The following is a 14,666-nucleotide window of genomic DNA, read 5'->3' on the forward strand; positions in this document are numbered from 1 at the left end:
CTGGCGGCCGCGCTCCTGCGGCCCCGGGTTGATCAGACCGCGAACAGCAGGAACTCTCGTTCCCAAGAGCTGATTACGCGTTTGAAGTTTTCATGCTCGGCGCGCTTGGTCGCCACGTAGCCTGTGATGAATTTCTTGCCCAGGTACTTCTCCAGGGCCTTACAGTTTTCCATCCGCTCCAGCGCATCCTCGATGGTCAAAGGCAGGCGCAGGTTGCGTCGCTCATAGCCGCGCCCCTGAACCGGCGCACTGGCGTTGATGCGCTCCACCATGCCGATGTAGCCACACAGCAGGCTGGCAGCGATTGCCAGGTACGGGTTGGCGTCGGCGCCCGGCAGACGGTTCTCGACGCGACGATGCTGCGGGCTGGCATCAGGAACCCGCAAACCGACAGTACGGTTTTCCTCGCCCCACTCGACGTTCACCGGTGCCGAGGTATCAGGCAGGAAACGCCGGAACGAGTTGACGTTGGGCGCGAACAGCGGCAACAGCTCGGGAATGAACTTCTGCAGACCACCGATGTGGTAGAGGAACAGGTCGCTCATGCTGCCGTCGTCATTGGAGAAGATGTTCTTTCCGGTCTGCACGTCCACCACACTCTGGTGCAGGTGCATCGCGCTGCCTGGCTCGCCCGTCATCGGCTTGGCCATGAACGTGGCGGCGACGTTATGCTTGAGCGCAGCTTCACGCATGGTGCGTTTGAACACCAGGATCTGGTCGGCCAGGGACAGCGCGTCACCATGACGGAAGTTGATCTCCATCTGTGCCGTGCCGTCCTCGTGGATCAGCGTATCGAGGTCCAGGTTCTGCAGTTCGCACCAGTCGTAGACGTCCTCGAACAGCGGGTCGAATTCGTTGGCTGCTTCGATGGAAAACGACTGGCGACCGGTTTCCGGGCGACCGGAGCGACCGACCGGTGGCTGTAACGGGAAGTCCGGGTCTTCGCAACGCTTGGTCAGGTAGAACTCCATCTCTGGCGCGACGATCGGCTGCCAACCTTTGTCGGCATACAGCTTGAGCACCTTCTTCAGGACGTTACGCGGTGACAGTTCGACCGGGCTGCCAAACTTGTCATAGGTGTCGTGAATCACCTGTGCAGTAGGCTCGATGGCCCACGGGACAAGAAACACTGCGTTCTCGTCGGGGCGGCAGATCATGTCGATGTCGGCAGGGTCGAGCAGTTCGTAATAAATGTCGTCATCAACGTAATCGCCGGTGACCGTCTGCAGCAGGACACTCTCGGGCAAGCGCATGCCTTTCTCGGCAATGAACTTGTTGGTAGGCGAGATCTTGCCGCGGGTAATCCCGGTGAGATCGCTGATCAAACACTCGACTTCAGTGATCTTGTGCTCTTTCAACCAATCGGTGAGCTGATCGAGATTGGTACTCATAAACACCTCTGAAGGTAACCTGCTTCTATTAAGGTGGCGTCAGGCGCGGTGCGATGAATTGGCATCACGCTGACTGGCCCGCTTTCGGCAGGCATCGCCAAACGCCTTGAAAATGGCCAGATAGTCCGGATTGGACATCACGTGCCATTCGGGGTGCCATTGCACCCCCAAAGCAAAAGCCGTGCTACCTTCAATTGATATCGCTTCAATCAAACCGTCTGGGGCCACAGCCTCGATACGCAGGCCTGGAGCCAAACGTGCGATGCCCTGACCATGGATAGAGTTGACCTGAATCTCGGATGCCAGGCCCAAACCGGCCAGTACACCGCCAGGTTGAACCCACAGGGTATGGCTTGGGGCATACTGGACTTCGACCGGTTCGTTTGAAGGTTCACGGTGATCCATGAAGGTTCCGGTTTCATGAACCTTCTGGTGCAGGCTGCCACCGAACGCCACATTCAGTTCCTGGAAGCCACGGCAGATGCCCAGTACGGGTCGCCAGCAGCAACCGCAGCACGCAACAACGGCAGCGTGGTGTGATCACGCTGAGGATCGTGAGGGGTGCCCGGGCCATCGGCCGGCCCTTGGTAGTGATGAGGTTCTATATTTGAGGGGGAGCCGGTAAAGAGCAGCCCGTCCAGGCCGTCAATTATTTCAGCCGGGTCGAGCAGTTCCGCCAGCGACGGCAGAATCAATGGCAAGCCTTTGGCTGCCAGCGCAACTGCGCGCACGTACTTGTCGCCACTGATGTGGAAAGCATGCAGACCGATCTGCTTGGTGCAGGCGGTCACGCCGATTATCGGCATGCGAGACATGTAACCCCCGGTATTATTGCTGTTATGGGTTACGTTCGAGCTTAGCCTTGTTCATTTTTTTACACAACACCCCCGTAAAAAATAGAACACGGCCTGCTCAGCATCACCCCTGTTTACCCGATGGACGGGCTATCGGCGCCCTCAATTGCAGCAAAAGTGCCGCTGAGGCGCCGTTTTAGGGCATCATTGGGTCAGCTTGACTTAAGGGTGGCTTTCGGATTGACTGGAGCTGCAAGCCCCCATTGATTGATATATTTAACAACAAAGGTGTTGCATCATGTCGGTACCCCCGCGTGCCGTTCAGCTTAACGAAGCGAACGCGTTCCTTAAGGAACATCCTGAGGTTCTGTACGTTGACCTTCTGATTGCGGATATGAATGGTGTGGTGCGTGGCAAACGCATCGAACGCACCAGCCTCCACAAGGTTTACGAGAAAGGCATCAACCTGCCGGCCTCACTCTTTGCCCTGGACATCAACGGCTCGACGGTGGAAAGCACCGGCCTGGGCCTGGATATCGGCGACGCCGACCGGATCTGCTATCCGATCCCGGGCTCTCTCTCCAACGAACCCTGGCAAAAGCGCCCTACCGCGCAGCTGCTTATGACCATGCACGAGCTGGAAGGTGAGCCGTTCTTCGCCGACCCTCGGGAAGTCCTGCGTCAGGTCGTGACCAAATTCGATGAACTGGGCCTGACCATCTGCGCCGCCTTCGAGCTTGAGTTCTACCTGATCGACCAGGAGAACGTGAACGGCCGTCCACAACCGCCGCGCTCGCCAATCTCCGGCAAGCGTCCGATTTCGACTCAGGTTTACCTGATCGACGACCTCGACGAGTATGTCGACTGCCTTCAGGACATCCTCGAAGGAGCCAAGGAACAGGGCATCCCTGCCGACGCCATCGTCAAGGAAAGCGCCCCGGCACAGTTCGAGGTGAACCTGCACCACGTCCCAGACCCGCTCAAGGCCTGCGACTATGCGGTACTGCTCAAGCGACTGATCAAGAACATCGCCTACGACCATGAGATGGACACCACCTTCATGGCCAAGCCTTACCCAGGCCAGGCGGGTAACGGTCTGCACGTCCATATTTCCGTACTGGATAAAGATGGTAAGAACATCTTCGCCAGTGAGGATCCCGAGCAGAACGCCGCACTGCGTCACGCGATCGGCGGTGTGCTCGAGACCCTACCCGCGTCGATGGCGTTCCTCTGCCCGAACGTCAACTCGTACCGCCGTTTCGGTGCACAGTTCTACGTACCGAACTCGCCGAGCTGGGGCCTGGACAACCGTACCGTGGCGCTGCGCGTACCAACCGGCAGCTCCGACGCGGTGCGCCTCGAACACCGCGTTGCCGGTGCCGATGCCAACCCGTACCTGCTGATGGCGGCCGTCCTGGCGGGCGTACACCATGGCCTGACCAACAAGGTCGAGCCCGGTGCGCCGGTGGAAGGCAACTCCTACGAGCAGAACGAGCAGAGCCTGCCGAACAACCTGCGCGATGCACTGCGCGAGCTGGACGACAGCGAGATCATGGCCAAGTACATCGATCCGAAGTACATCGACATCTTTGTCGCGTGCAAGGAAAGTGAGCTGGAAGAGTTCGAACACTCGATCTCCGACCTCGAGTACAACTGGTACCTGCACACCGTGTAAACGGTGTGCGCTGCACTGAAAAACGCCGTCGGCCCGCTGGGTCGACGGCGTTTTTTTATGCGCCTGCTGTCTCGTTATCGCCGGCTCTACCGGCGATAGCCTCAGAGGGCTTTCTCGAAGATCTTCGAATTACGCTGGAAGTTGTACAGTGACGCCCGCGCCGCCGGTAGGCGTTCGACGCCACTCGGGGAGAACCCGCGCTCACGGAACCAGTGCGCAGTACGGGTCGTCAATACGAACAGGGTCTTCAGGCCCATTGCCCGCGCGCGCGTCTCGATACGCTCGAGCAGTTCATCACCGCGCCCCCCATGGCGGTACTCGGGGTTGACCGCCAGGCACGCCAGTTCACCCGCATCGGAATCGGCAATCGGGTAGAGCGCAGCACAGGCGATGATCATGCCCTCGCGTTCAACCACACTGAATTGCTCGATCTCACGCTCCAGCACCTCACGCGAACGACGCACCAGAATCCCCTGCTCCTCCAGCGGGCTGATCAGCTCGAGCAAGCCACCGACATCCTCGATGGCCGCCTCGCGGACCTTCTCGAACTGCTCCTGGGCAACCAGCGTACCGCCACCGTCACGGGTGAACAGCTCCGTGAGCAAGGCACCGTCTTCGGCATAACTGACGATATGGCTGCGCGCCACGCCGCCACGGCATGCCTCGGCAGCCGCATCCAGCAATTCGCCCTGATAATCGCTGCCCAGCCGTTGCAGATGCGCCGGTACCTGCTGTGGGCGAAGCTCACGCACCAGATTGCCATTCTCGTCGATCAAGCCACGCTCAGCACCGAACAACAGCAATTTATCGGCACCCAGGTCTATGGCGGCGCGAGTCGCCACGTCTTCGCAGGCCAGGTTGAAAATTTCGCCGGTGGGCGAGTAACCCAGTGGTGAAAGCAACACGATCGAACGCTCGTCGAGCAGCCGGTTGATACCTTTGCGGTCGACCCGGCGCACTTCGCCAGTGTGGTGATAGTCGATGCCTTCAACTACTCCAATCGGCCTTGCAGTCACCAGGTTGCCGGCCGCCACCCGCAGGCGCGAGCCCTGCATCGGCGAGGCTGCCATGTCCATCGACAACCGCGCCTCGATGGCAATCCGCAGGTGCCCGACAGCATCGATCACGCATTCCAGGGTCGCGGCATCGGTGATGCGCATGCCACGGTGGTAATGCGGCGTGAGGCCGCGTGCCGCCAGGCGGCTCTCGATCTGTGGGCGCGAACCGTGCACCAGTACCAGGCGCACACCCAGGCTGTGCAGCAGCACCAGGTCGTGGACAATGTTGCCAAAATTAGGGTGTTCAACCCCGTCGCCAGGGAGCATGACAACAAACGTGCAGTCCCGGTGGGCGTTGATGTAAGGCGAAGCGTGACGCAGCCAGTTGACGTAATCGTGCATAACCAGAGCCTGTAAAAAATTGAACAAAGGCGGAACAACACACAGCGCTCGAAGGGTTATCGTCGGAACAGGCTTGGCGTCACGCGTACTCTCCTTGAAAAAATACAGTTGAACTCAGCGGGCAACAGCCGGGCTGAGGCAATAATGTTCGATCAACTCACGCAATAGACGCACGGTAGGCTGCAAGCGTGACATTTCGAGGTACTCACCCGGCTGATGCGCACAGGCGATGTCGCCTGGGCCAAGCACCAGGGTCTCGCACCCCAGGCGCTGAAGATAAGGCGCTTCGGTGCCAAAGGCTACTGCTTCAGCACTATGCCCGGTAAGACGCTCGGCCAGACGCACCAGCTCGGCATCAGCCGCCTGCTCAAACGGCGGCACCTCCGGAAACAATGGCGCATAGTCGATACGCACCTGATGACGCTCGGCCAACGGCTGAAGCTTGCCACGAATGGCGGCACGCAACGCTTCCGGGTCCATGCCGGGCAACGGCCGCAGGTCGAACTCCAGAGCACATTGGCCACAGATGCGATTGGGGTTGTCGCCGCCATGAATGCAACCAAAGTTCAGGGTCGGCTGGGGGACGCTGAACTGCGCATTGTTGAACTCGCGCTGCCATTGCCGACGCAGCCCCATCAATTCGCCCATCGCCTCATGCATCGCCTCCAGAGCACTATGGCCCAGGCGCGGATCCGACGAATGGCCACTGCGCCCGAGAATATCGATGCGCTCCATCATCACGCCTTTGTGCAGGCGGATCGGTCGCAGCCCGGTGGGTTCACCAATCACCGCCGCGCGCCCCAATGGCCGCCCCGCCGCTGCCAACGCGCGGGCCCCCGCCATCGAGCTTTCCTCGTCGCAGGTCGCGAGAATCAGCAGGGGTTGCTTGAACGGTTGATCGAGCAGGGTGCGCACCGCTTCGATGATCAATGCAAAGAAGCCTTTCATGTCACAGCTACCCAGGCCCACCCAGCGCCCGTCCACCTCGGTCAGCTTCAGCGGGTCGGTCTGCCACAGTTGCGGGTCGAACGGCACGGTGTCGCTGTGCCCGGCCAGCACCAGCCCGCCCGGGCCGCTGCCATAGCTGGCCAGCAGGTTGAATTTTCCGGGGTTCACCTGCTGGATCTCGCAGGCAAAACCGAGGTCGCCCAGCCAACCGGCGAGCAAGTCGATCACCGCACGGTTGGATTGATCCAGCGCGGCTTGAGTACAACTGACCGAGGGTGCGGCAATCAGCGCGGCAAACTGGTCTTTGAGCGGCGGCAACGGCATGCGGATTCTCCTCGGGTCGGACCTCATCATAGGGCCATCGGGCATCTGGAATAAACCGTCTGCGGCCGACTCCTGTACACTGCACGGCCAAGACGCCCCCTGTCATCCGACGCCGGATTGCCCAGCAATGCATAAAGAAACCGAAATCAAACTGCGGGTCAGCCGCGACACCCTCGCGGCCCTGCGCGAACACCCATTGCTGAAGAAGCGCAACAAGTCCGGCTGGCAGCAGCGCGAGCTGCTCAACCAGTACTTCGACACGCCTGAGCGCGACCTGGCTGCGGCCAAGGTCGCCCTGCGTTTGCGCCGCGATGGCGAGGTCATCATCCAGACCCTCAAGACCCGTGGTCAAAGCGTTGCCGGCCTGTCCGAGCGCCATGAATACGAATGGCACCTGGAAAAAACCAAGCTGGACCTGAAGAAACTCGACGCACAGTGCTGGCCAGAACAACTGGCCGAGGTCGACAAGAAAACCATCAAGCCACTGTTCAGCACCGACTTCACCCGCGAATACGCGGAAATTGCCTGGGGCCGTGGCAAGGCCAAGGTCGTGATCGAAGCGGCCCTGGACCTGGGCAAGGTCATCGTCGGCAAGCAGCACGAAGAGATCTGCGAACTGGAGCTGGAACTGCGTGAAGGCCCCGCCGAAGCCCTGCTGGAGCTGGCCGCCGAACTCGCCGCCAGCCTGCCGATGATGCCCTGTGATATCAGCAAGGCCGAGCGTGGCTACCGCCTGCTCGACCCGGCCAGCTATGACCTGAGCCTGCCTGCGGCGGAACTGAACGCCGAAATGACCCTGGACGACGCCTTCGCCGCACTGGGCTGGCAGTTGCTGGGCAGCAGCCAGCGACTGGCCGAGCAGTACCGCTTCAATGGCCACTGGCGCCTGCTGCAGGACTGGGTCGAGAACCTGACCGAACTGCGTGCCCTGGCCAGCAGCCTGGGCCAGGCTGCGCCACGCGCCAGCACCCGCGAACTGCGCAACAGCCTCGACGCCTTGCTGGAAGACTGGAAGCCACTGGTACTGGCCGGCCTGGAAGACGAAGACGTCCGCCGTGCCGCACCGGAACAGTTCGCTGAAGAGCTGCTGGAAACCCGCTGGGGCCAGTTCTCCCTGGACACCTCGCGCTGGCTGCTGGCCCGTGCCTGGACAGTCGAGCGCAACAACCGTGGCAATCGCCAGGGCGCTGCGCAACTGGGTAACTGGCTGACCCACCTGCTGGCCGAGGAAGCCCAGGCCCTGCAACTGCCGCGCTACCAGCAGCAGCCTGAAGACCTGGCCGAGCAACTGCCACGCATCGAACGCCTGCTGGCCTGGCTGCATCACGCCCGCAACGTGCTTGAGGTGCCGGAAGTCGACCGCCTGTACGGCGAGCTGAACAAGCTGCAACACCTGGCCCATCAGCCCATCAACGACGAAGCTCTGGATGCCCGGGTACAACAGGCCATTGCCGTGTTCCAAAGCCGTGCCTGGAAATACCTGCTGCGCAAGTAAGCCTCAGAGCACCGGCAGACTCGTCGTGGACTTGATTTCAGACAAGGCCACGATCGAGTTGACCTCCTGGATCCCCGGCACCATCGACAGCTTTTCGAAGAAGAACCGTTCGTAGGCTTCGATGTCCGGGGTGACAATACGCAAGAGAAAATCCACAGCCCCCATCAGCACGTAACACTCCAGAACTTCAGGGAAGCCGCGAATCTGCTCGGTGAACTCGGTGAAGTTTGAACGCCCGTGGGCGTTGAGTTTGACCTCGGCAAAGATCTGAGTGTTCAGGCCGATTTTCTTGCGGTCGAGCAGGGTCACCTGCCCGCGAATAATCCCTTCCTCCTTCATACGCTGTATACGCCGCCAGCAGGGCGACTGTGACAACCCCACACGCTCGGCAATCTGCGCGCTGGACAGCGAAGCATCCTCCTGCAGCAGGGCCAGGATGCGTCGGTCATAGGCATCTAACTCGCTCTGCATAATTTTTTCTCCAGACGACTTATTCAAGAATTAATCAATTCAATTGATAGCAATAACTGCGGATCATAGAGAAAAAATACCCCGCGCATCATGCAAAAATCTTCTCATCAACTTCGGAGAATTCCATGAGCGCACTCGAACGGCTGGACCACCCTGTCACTGCGCTGCGCACCGATGCGTGGGCCAGCAATGCCACGCACGCACACGTTCAGTACCGATTGCAGGCTGAAGCCGAGCCGGACAGCCTGTGCCGTATTCTCAATCTGTTCGCATTACAGTTCCTCGTGCCTCAACAGCTACAGATGAAACAAGAAGATGAGCTGATGCACATTGAGGTACAGATCGGCGGCCTGAGCTGGCATCGCGCCGAACTCATTGCGCAAAAAATGCGCAACCTGATCAGTGTTGTCGAGGTACACCTTGAGCCCTGCCTGCCACCGGTCAGCGCCTTCGGATCACGACCCGCACGCTGAGCCACGACATACCCGGAAAACCTTGCGCCCGACCGTCGAGCACGGCAGCAACTAGCCTTGGCAGGCCATAACCGACCTGCAAGGAAGCCCCATGCCCGCGCTCGCAGAGGATCGCCCACTCGACCTTGTTACCCTGCTGGATGCACTGGTTGCACAACACGTCATCCACGCCGAAGACGCCCAACGTGTTGTGCCAACCGCCGACGACCCTGACCATCCGCTGGAGGTCATCGCCCGCCGCAGGCTGCCCGACGCGCGCCAGCCTGGCCAGGTGCTGGAGCTGGAAGGGCTGTGCCAATGGCTGGCCGCCGATGCTGGCCAACCCTACCTGTGCATCGACCCGATGCGCATTGATGCAGCCCACGTTACCGCCCTGATGTCTGCAGCATTTGCCCAGCGCCACGGCATACTTGCAGTCGCGGTGGATGCCGACAGCGTGACGGTGGCCAGTGCACAACCGTTTGTACGCAGCTGGGAGAGCGACTTGGCCCACGTCCTCAAACGGCAGATCAAGCGGGTAATCGCCAGCCCTGAACGCATCCGCAACCTGAGCCGGGAGTTTTTCAATGTCGCCCGTTCGGTCAACAGCGCCTGCCAACTGGAAATCGCCCGGCCCGCTGCCAGCATCGAGCACCTGCTCGACCTTGGCACCGCACACCAGGAAGCGGACGCCAACGACACGCACATTGTGAGCATCGTCGATTGGCTGCTGCAGTACGCCTTCGAGCAGCGCGCCAGCGATATCCATATCGAACCTCGCCGCGAGCAGGGTGGCGTACGCTTTCGTATCGACGGCGTGCTGCATGAGGCCTACCGGTTTCCACCGTGGGTGACGCTGGCAGCGATAAGCCGGCTGAAAAGCCTGGGACGCATGAATGTCGCAGAAAAACGCCGCCCACAAGATGGCCGGCTGAAGACTCGCACACCCGCCGGCAGCGAGGTGGAAATACGCCTGTCCACCCTGCCGACCACCTTCGGTGAAAAGCTGGTGCTACGGATTTTCGACCCTGAGCTGCTGCAACGGGATTTCCAGCAGTTGGGCCTGGTCGGCGATGAGCTGGCATGCTGGCAACGCATGCTGGGGCACAACCACGGGATCGTCCTGGTCACCGGGCCGACCGGCTCCGGCAAGACCAGCACCTTGTATGCCAGCCTCAAGCAACTGGCAACGCCTGAGGTCAACCTCTGCACCCTGGAAGACCCGATCGAAATGGTCGAACCCGCGTTCAATCAGATGCAGGTCGACCCGGCCATCGACCTGTGTTTCGCCAACGGAGTACGCGCACTGCTGCGCCAGGACCCGGACATCATCATGATCGGGGAGATACGCGACCTGGAGACCGCACAGATGGCCATCCAGGCAGCGCTGACCGGTCACTTGGTGCTGTCCACCCTGCACACCAACGATGCCTGTACTGCCATTGGCCGTTTGCTGGAGCTGGGCATCCCGCACTACCTGATCCGTACAACGTTGATCGGGGTGATGGCCCAACGCCTGATCCGTACCCTCTGCCCCGCCTGCAAAGTGCCCGCAACCCTGTCCGAACAGGATTGGCATACCCTGGTCCAGCCCCAGCAGTGGCCGTTACCCACTGAGGCGAAGCAGGCAGCGGGCTGCCCTGCCTGCCGACACACCGGCTACCGGGGGCGTACTGGCATCCATGAGCTGCTGCCCTTGAGCGAGTCGCTCAAGCCATTGATCTGTGCCGACGGCGACGCTCAGGCGTTACGTCACCAGGCGCTTGCCGAAGGGATGCGAAGCCTGCGCTTGAATGGCGCGCAAAAGGTCGCCGCTGGCCTTACCAGCGTGGCGGAAATTATCAGGGTCGCGCCATGATCAACGTACGTTCATCGGCCCGTTGAGGGCCAGGGAACTTGCCGAGGGGTGACAAGATCAAACCCGCTAGATCCCCCCCAATGTTGGAGTCACCCACCATGCGCTTCAAGCGTGCTGTAGCAACACTTGCATTACTGTCCCTGCCCTTCGGCGCTGCCATGGCCGACACCTTCTGGCGCGACGTTATTTCCTCGGGTGCAACCACTGCCTCTACTTACCTGACGTTCAGGGATCACAAGTTGATCGTTGCGGCTCAAGATGACGCGGGCAGCTTCGTCGCTAGCGAAGGCAGCATTCGCGGACCTTACCTCGAAGCGGCCATCCAGAAAGTGCGGGCCGACAACCCAGGGCTGAAAGCCAGCGACATGGAGCTGGCCAACGCCATCCTGGCGAAAAACGCCGGCGCCAACGAATAACCCGCCAAAACCATCGCAGGCAAGCCTCCCACAAACCCTGTAGGAACGGGCTTGCCCGCGATGCAAACACCGCGACCAACCTTCAGCGGTAGTCCTCTACCGGTACACACGCGCAGAACAGGTTGCGGTCGCCATACACGTTGTCGACCCGGTTCACCGCAGGCCAGTACTTGTGCAGCCGGGCATGCGTGCTGGGCGTCACAGCCTGCGCAATGCTGTATGGCCGCTCCCATACGCCGACAACGTCTGCCAGGGTATGCGGCGCGCCTTTAAGTGGGTTGTCTTCTGCTGGCCAGTTACCGTTCTGCACTTCGGCAATTTCTGCGCGGATACTCAGCATCGCTTCGATAAACCGATCCAGTTCCGCCTTTGACTCACTCTCCGTAGGCTCTACCATCAACGTGCCAGGCACCGGAAAGGACATAGTCGGGGCATGGAAACCGTAATCCATCAGGCGTTTGGCGACATCCTCCTCGGTAATGCCGGTCAGAGCCTTCAACGGCCGCAAATCGAGAATACACTCATGCGCCACCCGCGCATTGCGACCGCGATAGAGCACCGGAAACGCCCCGCCCAATTGCTGCGCCAGGTAGTTGGCGCACAGGATCGCCACCTCACTGGCGTCCGCCAATTGCGGCCCCATCATTGCGATGTACATCCAGCTGATCGGCAGGATACTCGCGCTGCCCCACGGCGCGGCGCTGATTGCCGTGTTCTTCGGATCAGGCCCCGGTACAGGCACCACCGGGTGGCTGGCGACAAAGGGCGCCAAGTGGGCCCGAACACCAATCGGCCCCATACCCGGGCCACCGCCACCATGGGGAATGCAGAAGGTCTTGTGCAGGTTCATGTGCGACACATCGGCACCGATATCGGCCGGCCGGGTCAGGCCGACCTGAGCATTGAGATTGGCCCCGTCCATGTACACCTGACCACCATGGCTGTGGATAACCTCGCAGATTTCGACAATCCCCTCTTCATACACACCGTGGGTCGAGGGGTAGGTCGCCATCAGGCAGGACAGGCGCTGACCCGCCGCCTTGGCTTTCGCCTTGAGGTCGGTCAGGTCGACGTTGCCGTCCTTGTCACAGTCAACGATGACCACCTGCATACCGGCCATTTGTGCAGACGCCGGGTTGGTCCCATGAGCTGAGGCGGGGATCAGGCAGATATCGCGCTGGCCCTGCTGGCGGCTGCGATGGTACTTGGCAATCGCCATCAACCCGGCATATTCACCTTGGGCACCGGAGTTGGGCTGCATGCAGACCGCGTCGAAACCGGTGATCGCGCAGAGCCAACTCTCCAGTTCGTCGATCATGGCCTTGTAGCCCTGCACCTGCGCGGCGGGGGCGAACGGATGCAGCTGTGCAAAACCTGGCCAGGTAATGGGGATCATCTCGCTGCTGGCATTGAGCTTCATGGTGCAAGAGCCCAGTGGAATCATCGACTGGTTCAGCGCCAGATCCTTGTTCTCCAACTGCTTGAGGTAGCGCAGCATCTCGGTTTCGCTGTGGTGCAGATTGAATACCGGGTGCGTCAGGAAGGCCGAGCGGCGCACCAATGCTGCAGGTATCCCCTCAGGCAGGGCATGGGTATCGAGGGTTGCGATGTCCAGGCCGTGGTCGGCGCCCAGGAAGATATCGAACAGGCGCAGCACCGTGGCTTCGTTGCACGTTTCATCGAGGCTGACACCCAATTGGCCGCGCCCCAGAATCCGCAGGTTGATCTGCGCCGCCTCGGCGCTCTGAATGATCGCAGTCTGGCTGCCGCCCACTTCCAGGGTCAGGGTGTCGAAGAAATGCTCATTGAGCCGCTTGATACCCTTGCTCTCCAGCCCGGCCGCCAGGATGAAGGTCAATCGGTGTACCCGCTGAGCAATCCGTTTCAGGCCTTCCGGCCCATGGTAGACCGCATAGAATCCGGCGATATTGGCCAGCAGCACTTGTGCCGTGCAGATGTTCGAGTTGGCCTTCTCCCGACGAATATGTTGCTCACGGGTCTGCAGTGCCATGCGCAGCGCGAGGTTGCCACGGGCGTCCTTGGACACGCCGATGATCCGCCCCGGCATCGCCCGCTTGAACTCGTCACGACAAGCGAAATAAGCCGCATGCGGCCCGCCATAGCCCATCGGCACACCAAAGCGCTGGGTAGAACCCAGCACCACGTCGGCCCCCAGCTCGCCCGGTGGCGCCAACAGCACCAGGCTCAGCAGGTCGGCGGCGACACACGCCAGTGCCTGCTGCGTATGCAGCTGTTCGATAAACGGCCTCAGGTCGCGCACCTCGCCATGGGTGTCGGGGTACTGCAACAAGGCACCGAACACAGCGTATTTGGCGAGGTTATCCACAGCGTCGATGACCAGTTCAAAACCAAAACCGTCGGCGCGGGTCTGCAATACCGAGAGGGTTTGTGGATGGCAGTGCTCATCGGCAAAAAACACGTTGCTCTTCGACCTGGCAACGCGGCGAGCCAAGGCCATCGCTTCGGCGGCAGCCGTGGCTTCATCAAGGAGCGAGGCGTTCGCCAGGTCCAGCCCACTGAGGTCAATGATCATCTGCTGAAAGTTCAGCAAAGCTTCCAGTCGCCCTTGAGCAATCTCGGGCTGATACGGCGTATAGGCCGTGTACCAACCGGGATTTTCCAGGACGTTACGCAGGATCACCGTTGGCGTGAGGGTACCGTGGTAGCCCATGCCGATAAGGCTGGTCCAGATCTGGTTTTGCTCGGCGTAACCACGCAGCTTCGCCAGCGCGGCCTCTTCATCGAGGGCGGGCGGCAAGTCGAGGGGGCGGTTCAGGCGAATGCCGGGTGGGACGGTCTGTTCGATAAGCTCGACACGACTGCCCAGGCCAAGGGCTTCGAGCATGGCCTGCTGCTCGCTGGGGTCAGGCCCCAGGTGGCGACGCAGGAAAGGATTGGCGTCGTACAGTTGGCTCAGGGACGGCGACTGGGACATAGCGGCTCTCTCTTCCTAGACCAAGCCTCGACCAGCCGAGGCATATTGAGTCTAGGAAGAGATTGCCGCTTGTGTCGGAAAACTATTCGCCGATAAGCGCTTTGTAGCCTGCCGCGTCGAGCAGATTGTCCAGTTCAGCCGGGTTGGCGGGCTTCAGCTTGAAGATCCAGGCGCCATACGGATCGCTGTTCAGCGACTCAGGGCTGTCGCTCAGATCCTCGTTGACCGCGATGACTTCGCCGCTGATCGGGGCGTAGATGTCCGAAGCGGCCTTGACCGACTCGACCACACCGGCGGTATCGCCAGCGGCAAACACCATGCCCACTTCGGTCAGCTCAACGAATACCACATCGCCCAAGGCTTCCTGTGCATGGTCGCTGATGCCGACCGTGACACTACCGTCAGCCTCCAAACGGGCCCACTCATGGCTATCGGCAAAACGCAGTTCGGCAGGGATATCGCTCATATTGTTGTCCTCGATAAGGT

At 60.7% G+C, this 14,666-nt stretch carries 11 protein-coding genes and 1 pseudogene; 5 read left to right on the forward strand and 7 right to left on the reverse strand.

All coding sequences use genetic code 11. From position 1 onward, the window contains the following. Window positions 1–32 precede the first annotated feature (32 nt). Window positions 33–1,391: a glutamine synthetase family protein gene (locus CYD26_RS09705; RefSeq protein ID WP_065760069.1), complete on the reverse strand. Its 1,359-nt coding sequence runs from the start codon at window positions 1,389–1,391 to the stop codon at window positions 33–35. Between the two features lie 39 nt (window positions 1,392–1,430). Continuing rightward, window positions 1,431–2,206 (reverse strand): annotated as a pseudogene (locus CYD26_RS09710) (gamma-glutamyl-gamma-aminobutyrate hydrolase family protein). A 277-nt stretch (window positions 2,207–2,483) separates the two neighbouring features. Between CYD26_RS09710 and CYD26_RS09715 the strand changes: the two are divergent. Continuing rightward, window positions 2,484–3,860, forward strand: coding sequence for a glutamine synthetase family protein (locus CYD26_RS09715; protein ID WP_065760067.1), 1,377 nt, complete (start codon window positions 2,484–2,486; stop codon window positions 3,858–3,860). A 101-nt stretch (window positions 3,861–3,961) separates the two neighbouring features. Here the strand turns inward: CYD26_RS09715 and argA are convergent, their stop codons facing one another. After that, window positions 3,962–5,260 carry an amino-acid N-acetyltransferase gene (argA, locus tag CYD26_RS09720; RefSeq protein ID WP_065760066.1) on the reverse strand — a complete coding sequence of 433 codons (1,299 nt, stop codon included), beginning with the start codon at window positions 5,258–5,260 and terminating at the stop codon, window positions 3,962–3,964. 114 nt (window positions 5,261–5,374) lie between these two features. Beyond that, the gene (gene argE / locus CYD26_RS09725; protein WP_102052481.1) at window positions 5,375–6,532 is read right to left on the reverse strand and encodes an acetylornithine deacetylase; all 1,158 of its coding nucleotides are present in this window, start codon (window positions 6,530–6,532) and stop codon (window positions 5,375–5,377) included. Between the two features lie 127 nt (window positions 6,533–6,659). On the opposite strand from argE, the gene CYD26_RS09730 reads away from it, so the two are divergent. Continuing rightward, the gene (locus CYD26_RS09730) at window positions 6,660–8,027 is read left to right on the forward strand and encodes an inorganic triphosphatase (RefSeq protein WP_102052482.1); all 1,368 of its coding nucleotides are present in this window, start codon (window positions 6,660–6,662) and stop codon (window positions 8,025–8,027) included. Window positions 8,028–8,030: 3 nt separating this feature from the next. Here the strand turns inward: CYD26_RS09730 and CYD26_RS09735 are convergent, their stop codons facing one another. Beyond that, window positions 8,031–8,498, reverse strand: coding sequence for an Lrp/AsnC family transcriptional regulator (locus tag CYD26_RS09735; protein ID WP_065760063.1), 468 nt, complete (start codon window positions 8,496–8,498; stop codon window positions 8,031–8,033). 125 nt (window positions 8,499–8,623) lie between these two features. Here CYD26_RS09735 and CYD26_RS09740 point away from each other — a divergent pair, with 125 nt between their 5' ends. The 3 genes from CYD26_RS09740 to CYD26_RS09750 all read left to right on the forward strand — a co-directional run bounded on the left by CYD26_RS09740 (window position 8,624) and on the right by CYD26_RS09750 (window position 11,224). Then, complete coding sequence (locus tag CYD26_RS09740) at window positions 8,624–8,971, forward strand: hypothetical protein (protein WP_102052483.1); 348 nt, start codon at window positions 8,624–8,626, stop codon at window positions 8,969–8,971. A gap of 91 nt (window positions 8,972–9,062) precedes the next feature. Further along, window positions 9,063–10,808, forward strand: a complete 1,746-nt coding sequence (locus CYD26_RS09745) for a GspE/PulE family protein (protein WP_102052484.1) — start codon at window positions 9,063–9,065, stop codon at window positions 10,806–10,808. 98 nt (window positions 10,809–10,906) lie between these two features. Next, the gene (locus CYD26_RS09750; protein WP_065760060.1) at window positions 10,907–11,224 is read left to right on the forward strand and encodes a DUF2388 domain-containing protein; all 318 of its coding nucleotides are present in this window, start codon (window positions 10,907–10,909) and stop codon (window positions 11,222–11,224) included. 82 nt (window positions 11,225–11,306) lie between these two features. On the opposite strand, the gene gcvP is transcribed toward CYD26_RS09750, so the two are convergent. Together gcvP and gcvH are read right to left on the reverse strand one after the other, a co-directional pair. Beyond that, window positions 11,307–14,180 carry an aminomethyl-transferring glycine dehydrogenase gene (gcvP, locus tag CYD26_RS09755; protein ID WP_102052485.1) on the reverse strand — a complete coding sequence of 958 codons (2,874 nt, stop codon included), beginning with the start codon at window positions 14,178–14,180 and terminating at the stop codon, window positions 11,307–11,309. A gap of 82 nt (window positions 14,181–14,262) precedes the next feature. Continuing rightward, window positions 14,263–14,646, reverse strand: a complete 384-nt coding sequence (gene gcvH, locus CYD26_RS09760; RefSeq protein WP_102052486.1) for a glycine cleavage system protein GcvH — start codon at window positions 14,644–14,646, stop codon at window positions 14,263–14,265. Window positions 14,647–14,666 lie beyond the last annotated feature (20 nt).

Source organism: Pseudomonas sp. FFUP_PS_473 (genome assembly GCF_002858665.1).
GTDB lineage: Bacteria > Pseudomonadota > Gammaproteobacteria > Pseudomonadales > Pseudomonadaceae > Aquipseudomonas > Aquipseudomonas defluvii.

Excerpts from the sequence above, each read along its gene's own strand:
- CYD26_RS09705 (WP_065760069.1), bottom strand. The coding sequence starts at position 1,391 with ATGAGTACCAATCTCGATCAGCTCACCGATTGGTTGAAAGAGCACAAG.
- CYD26_RS09715 (WP_065760067.1), top strand. The coding sequence starts at position 2,484 with ATGTCGGTACCCCCGCGTGCCGTTCAGCTTAACGAAGCGAACGCGTTC.
- argA (WP_065760066.1), bottom strand. The coding sequence starts at position 5,260 with ATGCACGATTACGTCAACTGGCTGCGTCACGCTTCGCCTTACATCAAC.
- argE (WP_102052481.1), bottom strand. The coding sequence starts at position 6,532 with ATGCCGTTGCCGCCGCTCAAAGACCAGTTTGCCGCGCTGATTGCCGCA.
- CYD26_RS09730 (WP_102052482.1), top strand. The coding sequence starts at position 6,660 with ATGCATAAAGAAACCGAAATCAAACTGCGGGTCAGCCGCGACACCCTC.
- CYD26_RS09735 (WP_065760063.1), bottom strand. The coding sequence starts at position 8,498 with ATGCAGAGCGAGTTAGATGCCTATGACCGACGCATCCTGGCCCTGCTG.
- CYD26_RS09740 (WP_102052483.1), top strand. The coding sequence starts at position 8,624 with ATGAGCGCACTCGAACGGCTGGACCACCCTGTCACTGCGCTGCGCACC.
- CYD26_RS09745 (WP_102052484.1), top strand. The coding sequence starts at position 9,063 with ATGCCCGCGCTCGCAGAGGATCGCCCACTCGACCTTGTTACCCTGCTG.
- CYD26_RS09750 (WP_065760060.1), top strand. The coding sequence starts at position 10,907 with ATGCGCTTCAAGCGTGCTGTAGCAACACTTGCATTACTGTCCCTGCCC.
- gcvP (WP_102052485.1), bottom strand. The coding sequence starts at position 14,180 with ATGTCCCAGTCGCCGTCCCTGAGCCAACTGTACGACGCCAATCCTTTC.
- gcvH (WP_102052486.1), bottom strand. The coding sequence starts at position 14,646 with ATGAGCGATATCCCTGCCGAACTGCGTTTTGCCGATAGCCATGAGTGG.